19 protein-coding genes are annotated in these 14396 nt (G+C 67.4%); 15 read left to right on the top strand and 4 right to left on the bottom strand.

Translation table 11 applies throughout. The features are described from left to right. Positions 1-24: 24 nt before the first annotated feature. The 3 genes from XINFAN_RS11935 to XINFAN_RS11925 are packed head-to-tail and all read left to right on the top strand — an operon-like array spanning position 25 to position 2315. On the top strand, positions 25-798 hold the full coding sequence (locus XINFAN_RS11935) for a transporter substrate-binding domain-containing protein (protein WP_124087087.1): 774 nt from the start codon (positions 25-27) through the stop codon (positions 796-798). A gap of 24 nt (positions 799-822) precedes the next feature. Next, entirely contained in the window at positions 823-1545 is a 723-nt protein-coding gene (locus XINFAN_RS11930) for an ABC transporter permease (protein WP_124087086.1), read from the top strand. After that, on the top strand, positions 1545-2315 hold the full coding sequence (locus XINFAN_RS11925) for an ABC transporter permease (protein ID WP_124087085.1): 771 nt from the start codon (positions 1545-1547) through the stop codon (positions 2313-2315). The genes XINFAN_RS11930 and XINFAN_RS11925 overlap by 1 nt, the downstream gene beginning before the upstream one ends. On the opposite strand, the gene XINFAN_RS11920 is transcribed toward XINFAN_RS11925, so the two are convergent. After that, positions 2316-2939 (bottom strand): TetR/AcrR family transcriptional regulator, encoded by a 624-nt coding sequence (locus tag XINFAN_RS11920; RefSeq protein WP_160144604.1) that lies wholly within the window; start codon positions 2937-2939, stop codon positions 2316-2318. A gap of 189 nt (positions 2940-3128) precedes the next feature. On the opposite strand from XINFAN_RS11920, the gene argB reads away from it, so the two are divergent. The 5 genes from argB to XINFAN_RS11895 all read left to right on the top strand — a co-directional run bounded on the left by argB (position 3129) and on the right by XINFAN_RS11895 (position 5884). Further along, entirely contained in the window at positions 3129-4007 is an 879-nt protein-coding gene (argB, locus tag XINFAN_RS11915; protein ID WP_124087114.1) for an acetylglutamate kinase, read from the top strand. 144 nt (positions 4008-4151) lie between these two features. After that, complete coding sequence (locus XINFAN_RS11910; protein ID WP_124087083.1) at positions 4152-4817, top strand: ferredoxin; 666 nt, start codon at positions 4152-4154, stop codon at positions 4815-4817. After that, a complete protein-coding gene (locus XINFAN_RS11905; protein ID WP_124087082.1) occupies positions 4814-5317 on the top strand; it encodes a SixA phosphatase family protein in 504 nt (167 codons plus the stop codon). Before XINFAN_RS11910 ends, XINFAN_RS11905 begins: the two co-directional genes overlap by 4 nt. Positions 5318-5396: 79 nt before the next feature. Next, positions 5397-5603, top strand: coding sequence for a DUF3008 family protein (locus tag XINFAN_RS11900; RefSeq protein WP_124087081.1), 207 nt, complete (start codon positions 5397-5399; stop codon positions 5601-5603). Next, positions 5600-5884: a PRC-barrel domain-containing protein gene (locus tag XINFAN_RS11895; RefSeq protein WP_124087080.1), complete on the top strand. Its 285-nt coding sequence runs from the start codon at positions 5600-5602 to the stop codon at positions 5882-5884. The genes XINFAN_RS11900 and XINFAN_RS11895 overlap by 4 nt, the downstream gene beginning before the upstream one ends. 405 nt (positions 5885-6289) lie before the next feature. Here the strand turns inward: XINFAN_RS11895 and XINFAN_RS11890 are convergent, their stop codons facing one another. Next, positions 6290-6631, bottom strand: coding sequence for a hypothetical protein (locus XINFAN_RS11890; protein WP_354002134.1), 342 nt, complete (start codon positions 6629-6631; stop codon positions 6290-6292). A 142-nt stretch (positions 6632-6773) separates the two neighbouring features. Here XINFAN_RS11890 and XINFAN_RS11885 point away from each other — a divergent pair, with 142 nt between their 5' ends. Genes XINFAN_RS11885 through XINFAN_RS11860 form a run of 6 tightly spaced genes read left to right on the top strand, consistent with a single transcriptional unit; the run spans position 6774 to position 12134 of the window. Continuing rightward, entirely contained in the window at positions 6774-7226 is a 453-nt protein-coding gene (locus XINFAN_RS11885) for a c-type cytochrome (protein ID WP_124087079.1), read from the top strand. 15 nt (positions 7227-7241) lie between these two features. Then, the gene (locus XINFAN_RS11880; RefSeq protein WP_124087078.1) at positions 7242-8612 is read left to right on the top strand and encodes a cbb3-type cytochrome c oxidase subunit I; all 1371 of its coding nucleotides are present in this window, start codon (positions 7242-7244) and stop codon (positions 8610-8612) included. 4 nt (positions 8613-8616) lie between these two features. Continuing rightward, complete coding sequence (locus tag XINFAN_RS11875; RefSeq protein WP_124087077.1) at positions 8617-9420, top strand: CbbQ/NirQ/NorQ/GpvN family protein; 804 nt, start codon at positions 8617-8619, stop codon at positions 9418-9420. 4 nt (positions 9421-9424) lie between these two features. Then, on the top strand, positions 9425-11347 hold the full coding sequence (locus XINFAN_RS11870) for a nitric oxide reductase activation protein NorD (protein WP_124087076.1): 1923 nt from the start codon (positions 9425-9427) through the stop codon (positions 11345-11347). After that, positions 11347-11883 (top strand): cytochrome c oxidase subunit 3, encoded by a 537-nt coding sequence (locus tag XINFAN_RS11865; RefSeq protein WP_124087075.1) that lies wholly within the window; start codon positions 11347-11349, stop codon positions 11881-11883. Before XINFAN_RS11870 ends, XINFAN_RS11865 begins: the two co-directional genes overlap by 1 nt. Positions 11884-11888: 5 nt before the next feature. Beyond that, entirely contained in the window at positions 11889-12134 is a 246-nt protein-coding gene (locus XINFAN_RS11860; protein ID WP_124087074.1) for a cytochrome C oxidase subunit IV family protein, read from the top strand. Here the strand turns inward: XINFAN_RS11860 and XINFAN_RS11855 are convergent. Then, positions 12127-12843 carry a Crp/Fnr family transcriptional regulator gene (locus tag XINFAN_RS11855; RefSeq protein ID WP_124087073.1) on the bottom strand — a complete coding sequence of 239 codons (717 nt, stop codon included), beginning with the start codon at positions 12841-12843 and terminating at the stop codon, positions 12127-12129. The genes XINFAN_RS11860 and XINFAN_RS11855 overlap by 8 nt on opposite strands. Before the next feature lie 26 nt (positions 12844-12869). Between XINFAN_RS11855 and XINFAN_RS11850 the strand changes: the two genes are divergently transcribed. Further along, complete coding sequence (locus XINFAN_RS11850) at positions 12870-13538, top strand: NnrU family protein (protein WP_124087072.1); 669 nt, start codon at positions 12870-12872, stop codon at positions 13536-13538. Between the two features lie 108 nt (positions 13539-13646). Here XINFAN_RS11850 and XINFAN_RS11845 read toward each other — a convergent pair whose 3' ends face one another. Then, a complete protein-coding gene (locus XINFAN_RS11845) occupies positions 13647-14339 on the bottom strand; it encodes a Crp/Fnr family transcriptional regulator (RefSeq protein ID WP_124087071.1) in 693 nt (230 codons plus the stop codon). Positions 14340-14396 lie beyond the last annotated feature (57 nt).

The raw sequence follows: 14396 nt of genomic DNA, 5'->3' as shown, positions 1-14396 counted from the left end.
AACATAATCAACCAGGAGGATCAGATGACCAGATTCACTTTCGCAGCCGCGGCCCTCGCGCTCGGCCTGACCGCGGGCGCGGCCGAGGCACAGAAGGTGCGCGTCGGCATGGCGCCCGAACCCTATCCGCCTTTCGCCAGCGTCGACGCCTCGGGCACCTGGACCGGCTGGGAGATCGACCTGATGTGGGCTTTGTGCAAGGCGGCCGAGTTTGAATGCGAGATCACCCCGATCGCCTGGGACGGGCTGATCCCGGCGCTGGAGGCCGGCCAGATCGACGCGATCATGAATTCGATGTCGATCAACGAGGAACGCCAGAAGGTGATCGACTTCTCGGACAAATACTACAATACGCCCGCCGTGATCGTCGCGGCCAAAGGCGATGCGATCACCCCCGATCCCGAGGGGCTGACCGGCAAGATCCTCGGCGTTCAGGTCTCGACCATCCACCAGACCTATGCCGAGAAGCATTTCGGCGGGGTGGCGGCCGAGATCAAATCCTATCAGACCCAGGATGAGGCCAACCAGGATCTGGTTGCCGGCCGGATCGACGCCACCCAGGCCGATTCGACCGCGATGGATGCTTTCGTCGCCGCCGAGGGCGCGGATTGCTGCGAGATCAAGGGCGCGGTGGAGAACGATCCGGCGGTGCTGGGGCTGGGCGTCGGCGTCGGCCTGCGCAAGGGCGACGAGGCGCTGAAAGAGGCGTTCAACAAGGCGATCGCCGATGTCCGCGCCGACGGCAGCTATGACGAGATCACCTCGAAATATTTCACCTCGTCGATCTATGGCGAGTGATCGCCGCCGCGGGCGCTAGAGAGGATGGACACGCTCGGCCTGCTGGCTCTCAGCCCTCCCGGATGGGGGGGCACGCTGCTTGTCGGCCTCTGGGCCTCGATCCGCATCGCGGTCGGGGCCTTCGGGCTGGGGCTGGCGATCGGGCTGGCGGGCGCTTACGGCAAGATCTACGGCGGGCCGGTCCTGCGCGATTGCCTTGCGGTCTACACCACCGTGGTGCGGGCGCTGCCCGAACTGATCCTGATCCTGCTTCTGTATTTCGGCCTCACCGATCTGGTGAACAAGCTGATGCTGGCCTCGGGCTACGGCCGGATCCAGATTTCCGGCGTGACGGCGGGGGTGCTTGTCCTCGGCGTGGTGCAGGGCGCCTATGCGACCGAGGTTCTGCGCGGCGCCATCCTCGCGGTGCCTTCGGGCCAGATCGAGGCCGCCCGCGCCATGGGCATGCCCGCGGGCAAGATCGCGCGGCGCATCACCATCCCGACCATGCTGGGCCTTGCGCTGCCCGGTCTGTCGAACCTCTGGCTGATCGCCACCAAGGACACGGCGCTGCTGGCCATCGTCGGCTTCAACGAACTGACTTTGGCGACGCGCCAGGCGGCGGGCACCACGAAAGCCTTCTTCACCTTCTTCATCGCCGCCGGGGTGATCTATCTGGTGATCTCGATGCTTTCCACCTGGGGCTTCGCCCGGCTGGAGGCCTGGGCGCGGCGCGGCGATCCGCCCCGAACGGCGGGGGGCGGCTGATGCGCGCGCTGATGATGCCCCACCGGATCGTGATGCTGGCCGTGGCCGCGGGGCTGGTGGCCTGGATCGTGCTGACCGGCAACTGGTCCTGGCTGCCGAAATACGCGCCGATGATCGGCCAGGGCGTCTGGCGCACCATCTGGCTGCTGGTGCTGTCGGTGATGATCGGCTTTTCGCTGGCGCTGCCCCTGGGCCTCGCCCAGGCCTCGGGGCCCTGGTATCTGGCCCGGCCCGCGCGCGCCTTCTGCACGGTGATCCGGGGAACGCCGCTCCTGTTGCAGATCTGGCTTTTGTATTACGGCCTCGGCTCGTTGTTCCCCGGCATCCCCTGGATCCGCGAGAGCGAGCTCTGGCCGATCCTGCGCCAGGCCTGGCCCTATGCTTTGCTGGCGCTGTCGCTGTCTTACGCGGGTTACGAGGGCGAGGTGATGCGCGGCGCCTTCGCCTCTGTCCCGCGCGGCCAGATCGAGGCGGCGCGCGCCATGGGCATGCCGCGGCGCAAGATCTTTGCCCGGATCTCGCTGCCGCTGGCGTTCCATTCGGTGCTGCCGACACTGGGCGGCGAGACGGTGCTGCAACTCAAGGCGACGCCCCTGGTGGCCACGATCACCGTGATCGAGATCTATGCGGTGGCCAGCCGCGTGCGCCAGGACACGCTGATCACCTATGAGCCCCTGTTCCTCGTGGCCGCGATCTATCTGATGCTGGCCGGGCTGATCGTGCTGGGTTTCCGCTGGCTGGAAAGCCGCCAGCCCCGCCGCGCCGCCTGATCAGGGCAGCAGCGCCCGCACCAGCTCCAGACAGCCGCGCAGGCCGTTCCTGACGCCCGCCTCGTCGCGCCTGCGCATCCAGTCGAGCCAGAGCCCGTCCAGCGTCGCCATCAGCGTATCGGTCAGAAGCGGCACCCGGGCGCGCCGCGCGGGCGCCTCGCCCGCCACCGCCTCCAGCAAAGCCGTCAGATCGCGGCGATAATGCGCATAAAGCCCGCGTTCGGTCCCGGCGATCACCTTTGATGTCAGCGCCGCCGACCAGAAGTCGATCCGAAGCCGCAGATGGCCGGGGTCGAGGAACCCCGGGCTGAACCCCGCATGCAGGAAAGCGTCCAGCCGCTCCATCGGCGCCCCGTCCTCCGCGGTCACCGCATCCGAGCGTTCGCGCAACCGGCCCGAGAGGCGGCGGTAGGTCTCGGACAGGATCTCGTCCATACCGCTGAAATTATAGGTCAGATGGCCAAGCGAGAACCCGGCCTCGGCCGCCACTTTGCGCGCGGTCAGCCCGGCGTAACCCTCGCGCTGCAACACCCGCTCGGCGGCCTGAAGGATCTCTTCGCGCCGGTTGAGATTCGCCGCCGTCAGCACCCGCGGCCGCGCGCCTTCCCTGTCGCTGCCCTTCACACCCTCTCCTTCGCCGCCTCTCGTTCCGGCATAGCCGCCAGGGCCCGCGCCTGTCAAAACCTGGATGGCAAAACATGGAGGGCAAAACATGGAGGGCAAAACATGGATCGCCCCGCTTGGCAGCGCGGGCCAAACGTCCTATGGGGCAGACGATCCCCGGAGGCCCCCATGAAGCAGCAGACCCTGACCATGCAAGACGCCCAGAACACCGCGAAGATGCTCTCCGAGGCGCTGCCCTATCTTCAGCGCTACGAGGATGCGGTGGTGGTGGTGAAATTCGGCGGCAACGCCATGGGCGACGACGGCGCGATGGCCGAATTCGCCCGCGACATCGTGCTTATGAAACAGGTGGGCCTGCATCCGGTGGTGGTCCACGGCGGCGGGCCGATGATCAACGAGATGCTGTCCAAACTCGGGATCAAATCCGAATTCGTCAAAGGCAAGCGCGTCACCGACAAGGCCACGGTCGAGGTGGTCGAGATGATCCTCTCGGGCCTCGTGAACAAGCGCATCGTCCAGGCGATCATGGACGCCGGCGGCCGCGCGGTGGGGATCTCGGGCAAGGACGACGATCTGATGGTCTGCGAGGCCGACGATCCCGAACTCGGCTATGTGGGCCGCCCGGTCGAGATGAACGTCCAGGTTCTGCGCGACCTCTATTCCGCCGGAATCATCCCGGTGGTCGCCCCGGTCGCGACCGGGATGCAGGACAACGAGACCTTCAACGTCAACGGCGACACCGCCGCGGGTGCCATCGCCGGCGCGCTGAGGGCGGACCGGCTGCTGCTTCTGACCGACGTGCCAGGGGTCAAGGACGAGAAGGGCGAGGTGATGACCGCGCTCTCCCCCGACGACATCCGCCGCATGACCGCCGAGGGCGTGATCTCGGGCGGCATGATCCCCAAGACCGAGACCGCGCTGAAAGCGATCGAAGAGGGCGTGCGCGCGGTGACCATCCTCGACGGCCGCATCCCGAACGCGGCGCTTTTGGAGTTGTTCACCGATCACGGCGCCGGCAGCCAGATCCGCTCGACCGAGCCGCGGGTGAAACCGCGCGTGAAACGCTGAAAACGGTCGCTTCCGGCAAAGGCCGGACGCCTCCGGCGGGGGTATTTGGATCAGGATGAAAATGCATTTCATCCTGACATAAATACCCCGGGGGGAGGACCCGCAGGGGCCGGGGGGCGGCGCCCCCCTTTTGCGAGGGCGGGTATGAGCGAGACATCCGACATCACGCTGGAGGCGCTGGCCGCGCGGCTCGCGCCGCATTGCCTCGAAGTGCTGGGCGGGTTCAACCCTGATCCCGGCGAGGCGGGCTTTCCCAGGGGCACCCGGACCCTCGTGCTGATCGGCCCGGCCGAACCCGGCTACTGGCCGCATCTGACTGCGCAGCCGGAATGGGACGGGGCGCCGGATCCGGTTGATCGCTGGTCGCGCCGGGTGTTGGGGCGCCTTGCCTGCGATCTGGGGGCGAAGGCGCTTTTCCCTTTCGGCGGCCCGCCCTTCTATCCGTTTTACCCCTGGGCTCTGCGCTCGGGCCGGGCCTGGGACAGTCCGGTGCGGCTTCTGGTGCATGAGAGCCAGGGGCTGATGGTCAGTTTCCGTGGAGCGCTGGCGCTGAAACAGCACCTCACCATTCCGCGCGGTGTGAAACCCTGCGCGAGCTGTGCCGACGCGCCTTGCCTCACCGCCTGTCCCGCCGGGGCGCTGGGGGCCGATGGCTACGACGTGCCGGCCTGTCACCTGTATCTCGACACCCCCGCCGGCCAGCCCTGCCTGAGCCGCGGCTGCGTCACGCGGCGCGCTTGCCCGGTCTCGGCCGGTTATGCAAGGATGGAGGAACAATCCGCCTATCACATGAGGCAGTTCCACCGATGAAACGACTGATCCTGACCCGGCATGCGAAATCCAGCTGGGACGATCCCACCATGGCCGATCACGACCGCCCCCTGAACGAGCGCGGCCAGGCCGCGGCGCTGGATCTGGGCCTGTGGCTGGCCTCGCGCGATTACGTGCCGCAGGAGGTGCTGTGTTCGGATGCGATCCGCACCTGGGAAACCTGGTCCGGTATTGCGCGCGGCCTGCCCGAGGGGCCGGTTCTGGCGCTGAAGCCCACGCTCTATCATGCGGGGCCGGATGTGATGCTGGCGGTTCTGCGCCATGCGCAGGCCGATGTGGTGATGATGATCGGCCACAACCCCGGCATCGCGGAATTCGCCCACCGGCTGGTGGCGCGCACGCCGCCCTCGCCGCAGTTCACCCGCTATCCGACCGGGGCGACTCTGGTGGTCGATTTCGACACGCCGTCCTGGGCCGAGGCGGGTTTCGGCCAGGGCAGCCCGGTCGATTTCATCGTTCCGCGCGAGATCGCGGCCTGATCCTGCCCGGGCGCAGGGGCGGCGGGAACCTGCGCCCGCCGCTGCGGGTTTCCTCCTTGTCAGACGAGGAGGATATCCCATGCCTGCGAAGTCGAAAGCCCAGCAGAAAGCCGCCGGGGCCGCACTTTCCGCCAAACGCGGCGAAACCGCGAAGAAGGATCTGCGCGGTGCCTCGAAACAGATGGCCCGGAGCATGACGGAGAAGGAGCTCGAAGAGCTTGCCTCGACCCCGCGCAAGGGCCTGCCCGAGAAGGTCGATAAGGACGGGGAGGGGGGAGCGCGATGACCCGCAGGCTGCACCCCGCCGAGATCCGTCGCGAACTGTTGAACGGCGCTCCGGTCTTCGGCCCGGCGAACGAGCGGGTCGGCACGGTGCGCGACGTGACCGGCGAGGGCGAAGAGGCGATGATCGCCATCGGTATCGGCGGTATCCTCGGTATGGACGGCAAGACCCTTGTCCTGCCCGCCGCCACCCTGCGCATCGAACGCGAGGAAAACGGCTCGATCACCCTGGAGACCGGCAAATCCCGCCACGATCTGGAACTGCTGGCCGGGATGCGGCGCTGAGACGGGCGGCGCGGGGTTCCTGCCGGATGGCAGGTCCATGCCGCCGGTCTTTCCTGCCCCGCCCGGGCATGGCTGCGAATGGATTGCCGGGCCTTTGCACAGGCTCGCCATCCCGTAAGGGCGACAGCGGCAGCGGTATGATTTCACAAGATTATTTACGATGATGTATGGTGAAATGCCGGTGGGGTGGCGGGCCGCGCGCTTGCCCTGACGCGTCATTTTTCCGCATCGGGACGGCATCCCCCGCCCATCCTGTCGAAACGGCGAAGCGGCTGATCCGTGCTTCCGGCGGGTCCGGGCGATCCGCAGCGGTGTTTTACCCGCGCCAGGAGATGGCCTGGCGTGGGGCCGGAGAGCCGGCCGTCCCGATGCGCGAGGCAGGTCTGTGAGGCCCGCCTTCGCCGTTCAATCCCCTTCGGGCGGCCCTTCTTCGGGCGGCCCTTCCGCCTCGCGCAGCAGGCCATGGACCCAACGGCCGGCGGCCCAGGCGGCGGGCAGGCCGAGCGGTCCCGCGAGGATCAGCGCCATGACCGGCGACAGCGCCGGGAGACCGAAGGACTGAAACATCAGCCCCAGCATGAAGAGATTGATCGCCACCGCACCGGCGGCAAAGACATAGAGCAGGACCGCCAGCTTCCAGACCGGCCACGGACCGGGCGGGGCAGCGCCCCCCGGCGTCTGGCCCCGGGCGCAGAGGCAGGCGGCGGATCCGCCCGAATCCGGGCGGAGCGGAGATATCTCGGACATGGCGCGTTCCCTCGACCCGTTCGCTGAAGGTCCCGCCATCCTTGCCCAGGGAAAACGCTTTATCCTTGACTTTCGTTAAGGCGCCAAAGCCCCCGCCAGGGCACCCCGTCAGTATCGCCAACAGCTCCGGGAGACCCTCGCCATGCGCGAAGTTCTGACAAAGAGCATGGCCCGGAACATCTTCTACGGCGGGTCATTGTTCTTCATCCTCATATTCATCGGCCTTTTCGTGCACGGTCACTGGTATATCGTGAACGTGTCCACCGACCACGCCGGGATCACCGACAGCGTGACCCGCGGTAAGCACGTCTGGGAGGCCAAGGCCTGCGTGAACTGCCATTCGATCCTTGGGGAAGGCGCCTATTTCGCCCCCGAGGTCGGCAATGTCATGGCCCGCTGGGGCGTCGAGGACGATCCCGAAGCCGCTTTCGAGATGCTGAAAGGCTGGATGGATGCTCAGCCCTCGGGCGTGGAAGGCCGCCGCCAGATGCCGCAGTTCAACCTTTCCGACGAGGATGTCCGGGGTCTGTCCGACTTCCTCTTGTGGACGGGCCGGATCAACACCCAGGGCTGGCCGCCCAACGATGCTGGCTGAACGGGGGAAAACATCATGAAATATCAGTCACAAAAGATCGCGCTGGCCTATATCCTCGTCGCGCTTGCTCTGTTCGCGGTGCAGGTCACCATGGGCGTGGTGATCGGCTATATCTATGTCCAGCCGAATTTCCTGTCCGAGATCCTGCCGTTCTCGGTCGGCCGGATGCTGCATACCAATTCGCTGATCGTCTGGCTGCTGACCGGCTTCTTCGGCGCCGCCTATTTCCTGATTCCGGAAGAGGCGGAGCGCGAGATCCATTCGGTCAAAGCGGCTTATATCCAGCTTGCCATCCTGGTGCTGGGCACGGCGGGCGTGGTCGTCACCTATCTCTTCAACCTGTTCGAGGGGAATTTCCTGCTGGGCCGCGAGGGGCGTGAGTTCCTTGAACAGCCCCGCTGGGTAAAGGCCGGCATCGTCGTCGCCGCGCTGATCTTCCTGTGGAACGTCACCATGACGGTCGCCAAAGGCCGCAAGACGGTGATCTCTTCGATCCTGCTGATCGGGCTCTGGGGGCTGGCGCTCCTGTTCCTGTTCTCGTTCTACAACCCGTCGAACCTGGCGCTCGACAAGCAATACTGGTGGAACGTCGTCCATCTCTGGGTCGAAGGCGTCTGGGAACTGATCATGGCCTCGATCCTCGGCTTCCTGATGCTGAAGCTGACGGGGGTGGACCGCGAGGTGGTCGAGAAATGGCTCTATGTCATCGTCGCCACGGCGCTGTTCTCGGGCATCCTCGGCACCGGGCACCACTACTACTGGATCGGCCTGCCCTCCTACTGGCAGTGGATCGGCTCGATCTTCTCGTCCTTCGAGGTGGTGCCGTTCTTCGCCATGATGGCCTTCGCCTTCGTCATGGTCTGGAAGGGCCGGCGCGACCATCCGAACAAGGCGGCGCTGTTGTGGAGCCTTGGCTGCGCGACGCTGGCCTTCTTCGGCGCCGGGGTCTGGGGCTTCCTGCACACGCTGCACGGGGTGAACTACTACACCCATGGCACCCAGGTCACCGCGGCGCACGGCCACCTTGCCTTCTACGGCGCCTATGTCTGCCTCAACCTGGCCTTGTTCACCTATGCGCTGCCGATCCTGCGCAATCGCGATCCCTACAACCAGGTGCTGAACATGGTGGGCTTCTGGCTGATGTCGGCCGGGATGGTGTTCATGACCTTCGTGCTGACCTTCGCGGGCACCGTCCAGACCCATCTGCAACGGGTGCTCGGCACCTATTACATGGAGGTCCAGGACCAGATCGCGCTGTTCTACTGGATGCGCCTCGGCGCGGGGGTGGCGGTGGTGCTGGGCGCGTTCCTGCTGATCTTCGCGCTCCTGGTGCCGCGCCGCGAAGTGATCGAGCCCGGCCCGGTCGTCAAACATGCGGCGGAGTGAGACCATGGACGGAACCTTCACCACGAAGGGGGCGGATGCCCCCTTCTACCTGGCCCAGGGCCATGAATGCGAAATCTTTGCTGCCGCCTATGCCAACCGCCTGCCGCTTTTGCTGAAAGGCCCCACCGGCTGCGGCAAGACCCGTTTCGTCGCCCATATGGCGGCGCGGCTCGGCCGGCCGCTTTATACGGTGGCCTGCCATGACGACCTGTCGGCGGCCGATCTGATCGGGCGCTATCTCCTGAAAGGTGGCGAGACGGTCTGGGTCGACGGCCCGCTGACCCGCGCGGTGCGCGAGGGCGCGATCTGCTATCTCGACGAGGTGGTCGAGGCGCGGAAAGACGTGGCCGTCGTGCTGCACCCGCTGACCGACGACCGCCGCATCCTGCCGATCGACCGCACCGGCGAGGAACTGGCCGCGCCCGAAGGCTTCATGCTGGTGGCAAGCTACAACCCCGGCTATCAGAACATCCTGAAAACGCTGAAACCTTCGACCCGGCAGCGGTTCCTGTCGGTCGAGTTCACCTTCCCGAAGCCCGAGCATGAGATCCCCGTGGTGGCGCGCGAAAGCGGGCTGGACGAGGACCGCGTGGCGCTGCTGGTCAGGCTGGCGAACAAGCTGCGGGGCCTCAAGGGCCAGGACCTGGAAGAGGGCGTTTCCACCCGCCTCGTGGTCTATGCCGCCACGCTGATCGCGGGCGGGATGGATTTCACCCGCGCGATCCGCGCCGCCATGATCGAGCCGCTGACCGACGATGCCGATATCCGCAAGGGCCTGTCGGATCTGGTGGTGGCGGTGGCGGGGTAACATCATGGCTCATCTCGACATCGCCCCCTGGGAGCCCGAGGAAAGCGTCGGCAAGATCTGGCATTTCCTCGCCTCGCGCATGGATCCGCCGGTGCGCCACACCGACGCCGCCGTCGGGTTCGACGAGATGCGCGGCCGGATCGCGGTGCTGTTTCGCGGCCTCGGCGGCGGAGCGGATGTCGAGCTGAAACCCGTGGCCGACCAGGACAGCCGCCACCGCATCTCCTGGCGGCGGCGGCTGGCCTTCGAGACCGAACGGCTGGCCCGCGCCAGTTTCGACGGCGCGACCCTGCGGCTGCCCGCCGAGCTTGCCGTCTTCCCGGCGCGCGAGGACAACGAGGCGCTTTATCTCTGGCTCGCCGCCGCTTCGGCCCATGCGGCGGGCGCGGTCTCCGGCGCCGATCCGTTGCGCGCCGATCTGGCGGCCATCGCGGCGGGTGAGGCGATGGTGCGGGCGACGCTCGCCGCCGCGCCTGGTCTGCGCCCGGTCTGGGCCCGGCTTTGCACCGCGCATCTGGCGGCGCGCAGCCGTCCGGGTCTGCGCGGGACCGAAGCAGAGGTCGAGACGCTGGTGCGCCACCTTTTGGGCGACCCCGCGCAGCCCGATCCGGCGCTGCTCGCGGGTTACACCGACCCGCCCGCGCACTGGCGCGCGCCCAAGGGCTACCGGCCCTTCCTGCCGGTGCCAATGTGGCCCGATCTGCGCGGGCTGGCCTCAGGCGCAGGGTCCGAGGTGGCGAGCATGCCCACCGCCGGCACGCCCGAAGAGGCCGGCGACGGCACCGCCCGCAAGGCGCGGCGGCTGAAGACCGACCAGGCCGAGCGCAAGGACAGCATCATCCTCTACAAATTCGAGGCCATGCTGTCCTGGGCCGAGATGATGAACCTCAACCGCCGGGTCGAGGACGACGATCTCGACAATGCGAAGAAAGCCGCGCAGGACCACGAGGAAATCGTGCTCGGCCAGCTTTCCAAAGCTCCGGCGACGAAGCTGAAACTGCACCTTGATCTGGCGCCCGAGGATGTGGACCGTGAGCGGATCGCCGCGCCCTTCACCTATCCCGAATGGGAGGCGCGGACGGGCGCTTATCTGCCCGACCATTGCCGGGTGCTGGCCGCCCCGGTCGCGCCCGATCCGGCGTATAACGGCATCACCGACGATGCCGCCCGCCGCCGTATCCGTGCGGTGAAACGCCAGTTCGAGGCCCTGCGCCCCGCAAAGCTGATCCGCCACGCCCAGCCCGACGGCGAGGAGATCGACCTCGACGCCGCGCTGCGTTCGGTCGCCGATCTGCGCGCCACCGGGCGCGGCTCGGACCGGATCTGGCAGCAGGCCCGGCCGGAAAAGCGCGACCTGGCGGTCTCGATCCTTTTGGACGTGTCGCGCTCGACCGAAAGCGCCGTCACCGGCCGCCCGGTGATCGACATCGCGCGCGAGGCGCTGACCGCGCTCGCCTGGGGGTTAGAGGCCTGCGGCGACCGTTTCGCGATCCAGGGGTTCTCGTCGCTGCGCCGCGACCGGGTCTGGATCCACGATTGCAAGAGCTTCGACGAGAAGATGGGGCAGGAGATCGAGGCCCGCATCCACGCGCTGCGCCCCGGCTTCTACACCCGGCTCGGCGCGGCGATCCGCCATGCGTCCCGGGGCCTTGGGAAAGAGGCGCAGTCGCGCCGGCTGATGATCGTCATCACCGACGGCAAGCCCAACGATCTGGACCATTACGAGGGCCGCCACGGCATCGAGGACAGCGCCATGGCGGTGCGTGAGGCCCGGCGCGTGGGCCATGCGGTGTTCGGGATCACCATCGACCGCGACGCCCAGACCTGGTTTCCGCGCATCTTCGGCCAGGGCGGTTTCGCCCTGATCCGCGACCCCGACCGGCTGACCGCCGCCTTGCCGGAAATCTACCGGCAACTGGTGATGTGATGCGGCTCGATGATCTGCCGGGCGAGCTGATCCTGTGGATCCTGATCGTCTCGGAACTGCTGATCTTCGCGGCCGGTATCACCGTGATGCTGGTCTTGAGGGTGGGCGATCCGGCGGGGTTCGGGGCCGCGCAGGCCATGCTCGACGGCAGGCTGGCGGCGGCGAATACCTTCGTTCTGGTGACCTCGGGCCTGTTCGCGGCCCGGGCGGAACGGGCGGCCGCGCGCGGGGCGAAACGGGCGGCACGGCGCGGGCTGATGCTGGCGGGGCTGGGGGGCCTCGTGTTCCTCGCGCTCAAGCTGTTTGAATATTTCAAAGATTATGCCGCCGGAATCGGCATGGAGACGCATCCGTTCTTTACTTTTTACTACCTTCTGACCGGATTCCATGCCGCCCATGTCCTTGCCGGGGTCGCGGTGCTGGCGCTGGTTGCGATCCGCGCGCGGGCCGAGGCGGTGCAGGCCGGCGCGATGTTCTGGCATATGGTGGATCTGGTCTGGGTGCTGATCCTGCCGCCCCTGTATCTGATGCGGTGACCAGGATGGACGCGCTCACACGGACCTGGCTGATCCTGATCGCGCTGACCACCGCCAGCGCGGCGCTGGCGGGGACGGGGGGCCTGTGGACCGGTGCGGCCGTGCTGCTGCTCGCCGCGGCCAAGGCGCGGGCGATCCTGGGCGGCTTCCTGCATCTGAAAGCCGCGCCGGGCTGGCTGGGCGCCATGATGCTGCCGCTGGTCTTGTGGCTTTTGGGGCTGTGGGGGGTCTATGCGCTCTCGCTCAGATAGCGCGGCTCAGGGGGCCGGTCTGCTCCTCGTGGATCAGATCCTTCAGCCGCGCGACCGAGGCGATGGCGGCGCGGGTCTGGCTGATCCTGACGCCGTGATCGCGCAGCCGGGCGAAGGCGCGGCTCAGGCTCTCGGGCTTCATCCCGAGGCGGCCCGCGATCAGCACCTTGTCATAGGGCAGGATCACCGTGGCGCTGTCGGTCCCTTCGGGGCACAGCTCCAGCAGGAATTCGGCCACCCGCTGCGCGCCGGAACGCGCTTTCAGCTGCTCGATCTGTTCCACCAGCCCTTGCAGATGCAGGAAGGTCGCCGACAGGACCGAGATCGCCGCCTCGGGGCTTTCCCGCAGCAGCGCGAGGAAGGCGGTCGCGGGCACCTCGATCAGCCGGCATTCGGTGCAGGCCTCGGCCGAGACCGGATAGGCCGAGCGGCGAAGCGCGATCGGCTCGCCGAAACTTTGCCCGCGCGTCATCACGCCGACCACCGCCTCGGTGCCGTTCGGGGCGATGCGATAGAGTTTCACCCAGCCCTCGGCCACGATATGGATGGAATGGGCGGTGTCGCCGTGGTGGAAGATCGCGGCGCCGCGCGGGTGATGGGTGATGCGCGCGGCATCGAGCAGCGGATCGCGCAGCTCATCGGGCAGGGTCGCGAACAGGCGCGACTGGCAGGCGATGCGGCGTTGCGCCGGGCTGAGGCGAAGGGTCATGGCGCGGCCTTTCGGAAGGAGCGGGAATGGACTGGCTGAATTTCGCGCTGGCGCTGGCGGCTTTCTTCGCCAGCCACTGGATTCCGGCGCGGCCCGGGGTGAAGCGGGCGATGCAGGCGCGGCTTGGGCCCAGGCTTTACGCGGCGGTGTTCGGGCTGGTGTCGCTCGCGGTGCTGGCCTGGGTGATCGTGGCTGCCGGACGCGCGCCCTATGTCACGATCTGGGAGCAATACCCCTGGATGCGCTGGGCGGCGAATATCATCATGCCGCTGGCGGTGGCTCTGGTGGTGCTGGCGCTCGGCGCGCCGAATCCCTTGTCCTTCGGCGGGCGGCGCGAAGGGTTCGACCCTTTGCGGCCGGGCCTTGCCGGGATCATGCGCCATCCGCTCCTCTGGGCGTTGTTCCTGTGGTCGGCGGCGCATCTTCTGGTGAACGGCGATCTGGCGCATGTGATCCTGTTCGGCATTTTCGCGTTGTTCTGTCTGGCGGGGATGGGGCTTCTCGACAAGCGCAGACGGCGGGACCTGGGGGCGGCGGAGTGGCAGCGGCTGGCGGCTGTCAGCCCGAACCTGCCTTTCGCCCGTGGCCTTCGCCGCTGGCATCCGCCGGTCTGGCGGCTGGTGCTGGCGCTGGCGCTCTGGGCGGGGCTGATCCTTGCGCATCCCTGGGTGATCGGGGTTTCGCCTTTGCCTTAGGCTCATGCGGGGGGCATCGCGATTCTCCTTGCGCCGCCGGTGCTTTGCCCATGGCTAGCGCGCAGGGCGGCGGCCTTTGTTGTGTAAACGCAAAGAGAGGGGCGAAAGTCAGCTTTCCGGGTCGGCGATCTTCGCCAGCCCCTCGGCATCGACGATGGTCAGCTTCTGCCGCCCGCCCTCCACGAGGCCCCGGCCCTCCCATGAGGACAACAGCCGCGAGACGGTGTGCAAAGTGGTGCCGGTCATCTCGGCGATGTCCTGGCGGGTGATCGGAAAGTCGATCCGGGTGCCGGCGGCCTCGATCCGGCCGGCCTTTTCGGCAAGGCGCAGCACGGCATGGGCGACGCGGCGCTCCACCTCTTGCGTGGACATTTCGCGCAGGCGGGTATGCGCCTCGTCGAGCCGCTGGCCGATGGTCTGCATCGCGTTGATCGCAAGGCGGGGGTTGTTCTCGACCACCGCGTCCCAGTCGGCCATCGGCCAGCCGACGACGATGCTTTCCACCGCCGCCCGCGCGGTGCCGGGATAATCGGGGCGGGCAAGCGCGCTGGCGAAACCGAACAGATCGCCCGGGTGGACGACGCGGACCATGACCTGCTGGCCGTCGGGCGTGACCTGGGTCACTTTCAGCCGCCCGTGCAGCAGAAGATAGAAGGCCACCGCCTCGGCGCCCTGCTCGAACACGATCTCGCCCTGGGGGATGCGGCGCGAGGTGGCCCGCGCCATCAGCCGGGCCAGATCGGCCGGATCCATCTGCCGGAACAAGGGCAGATTGCGCACAAGCGAGATGTCGATCGCCATCTGAGGCCCCGCGGAAGACTCCTGCCTTGTTGCCGCATTATCGCGACAAATCAAAGA

The organism is Pseudogemmobacter humi, from assembly GCF_900609055.1.
In the GTDB taxonomy this organism is placed as follows: domain Bacteria; phylum Pseudomonadota; class Alphaproteobacteria; order Rhodobacterales; family Rhodobacteraceae; genus Pseudogemmobacter; species Pseudogemmobacter humi.
The sequence above is the reverse complement of the archived record's forward strand: the minus strand, read 5'-3'. Positions and strand labels throughout refer to the sequence as shown.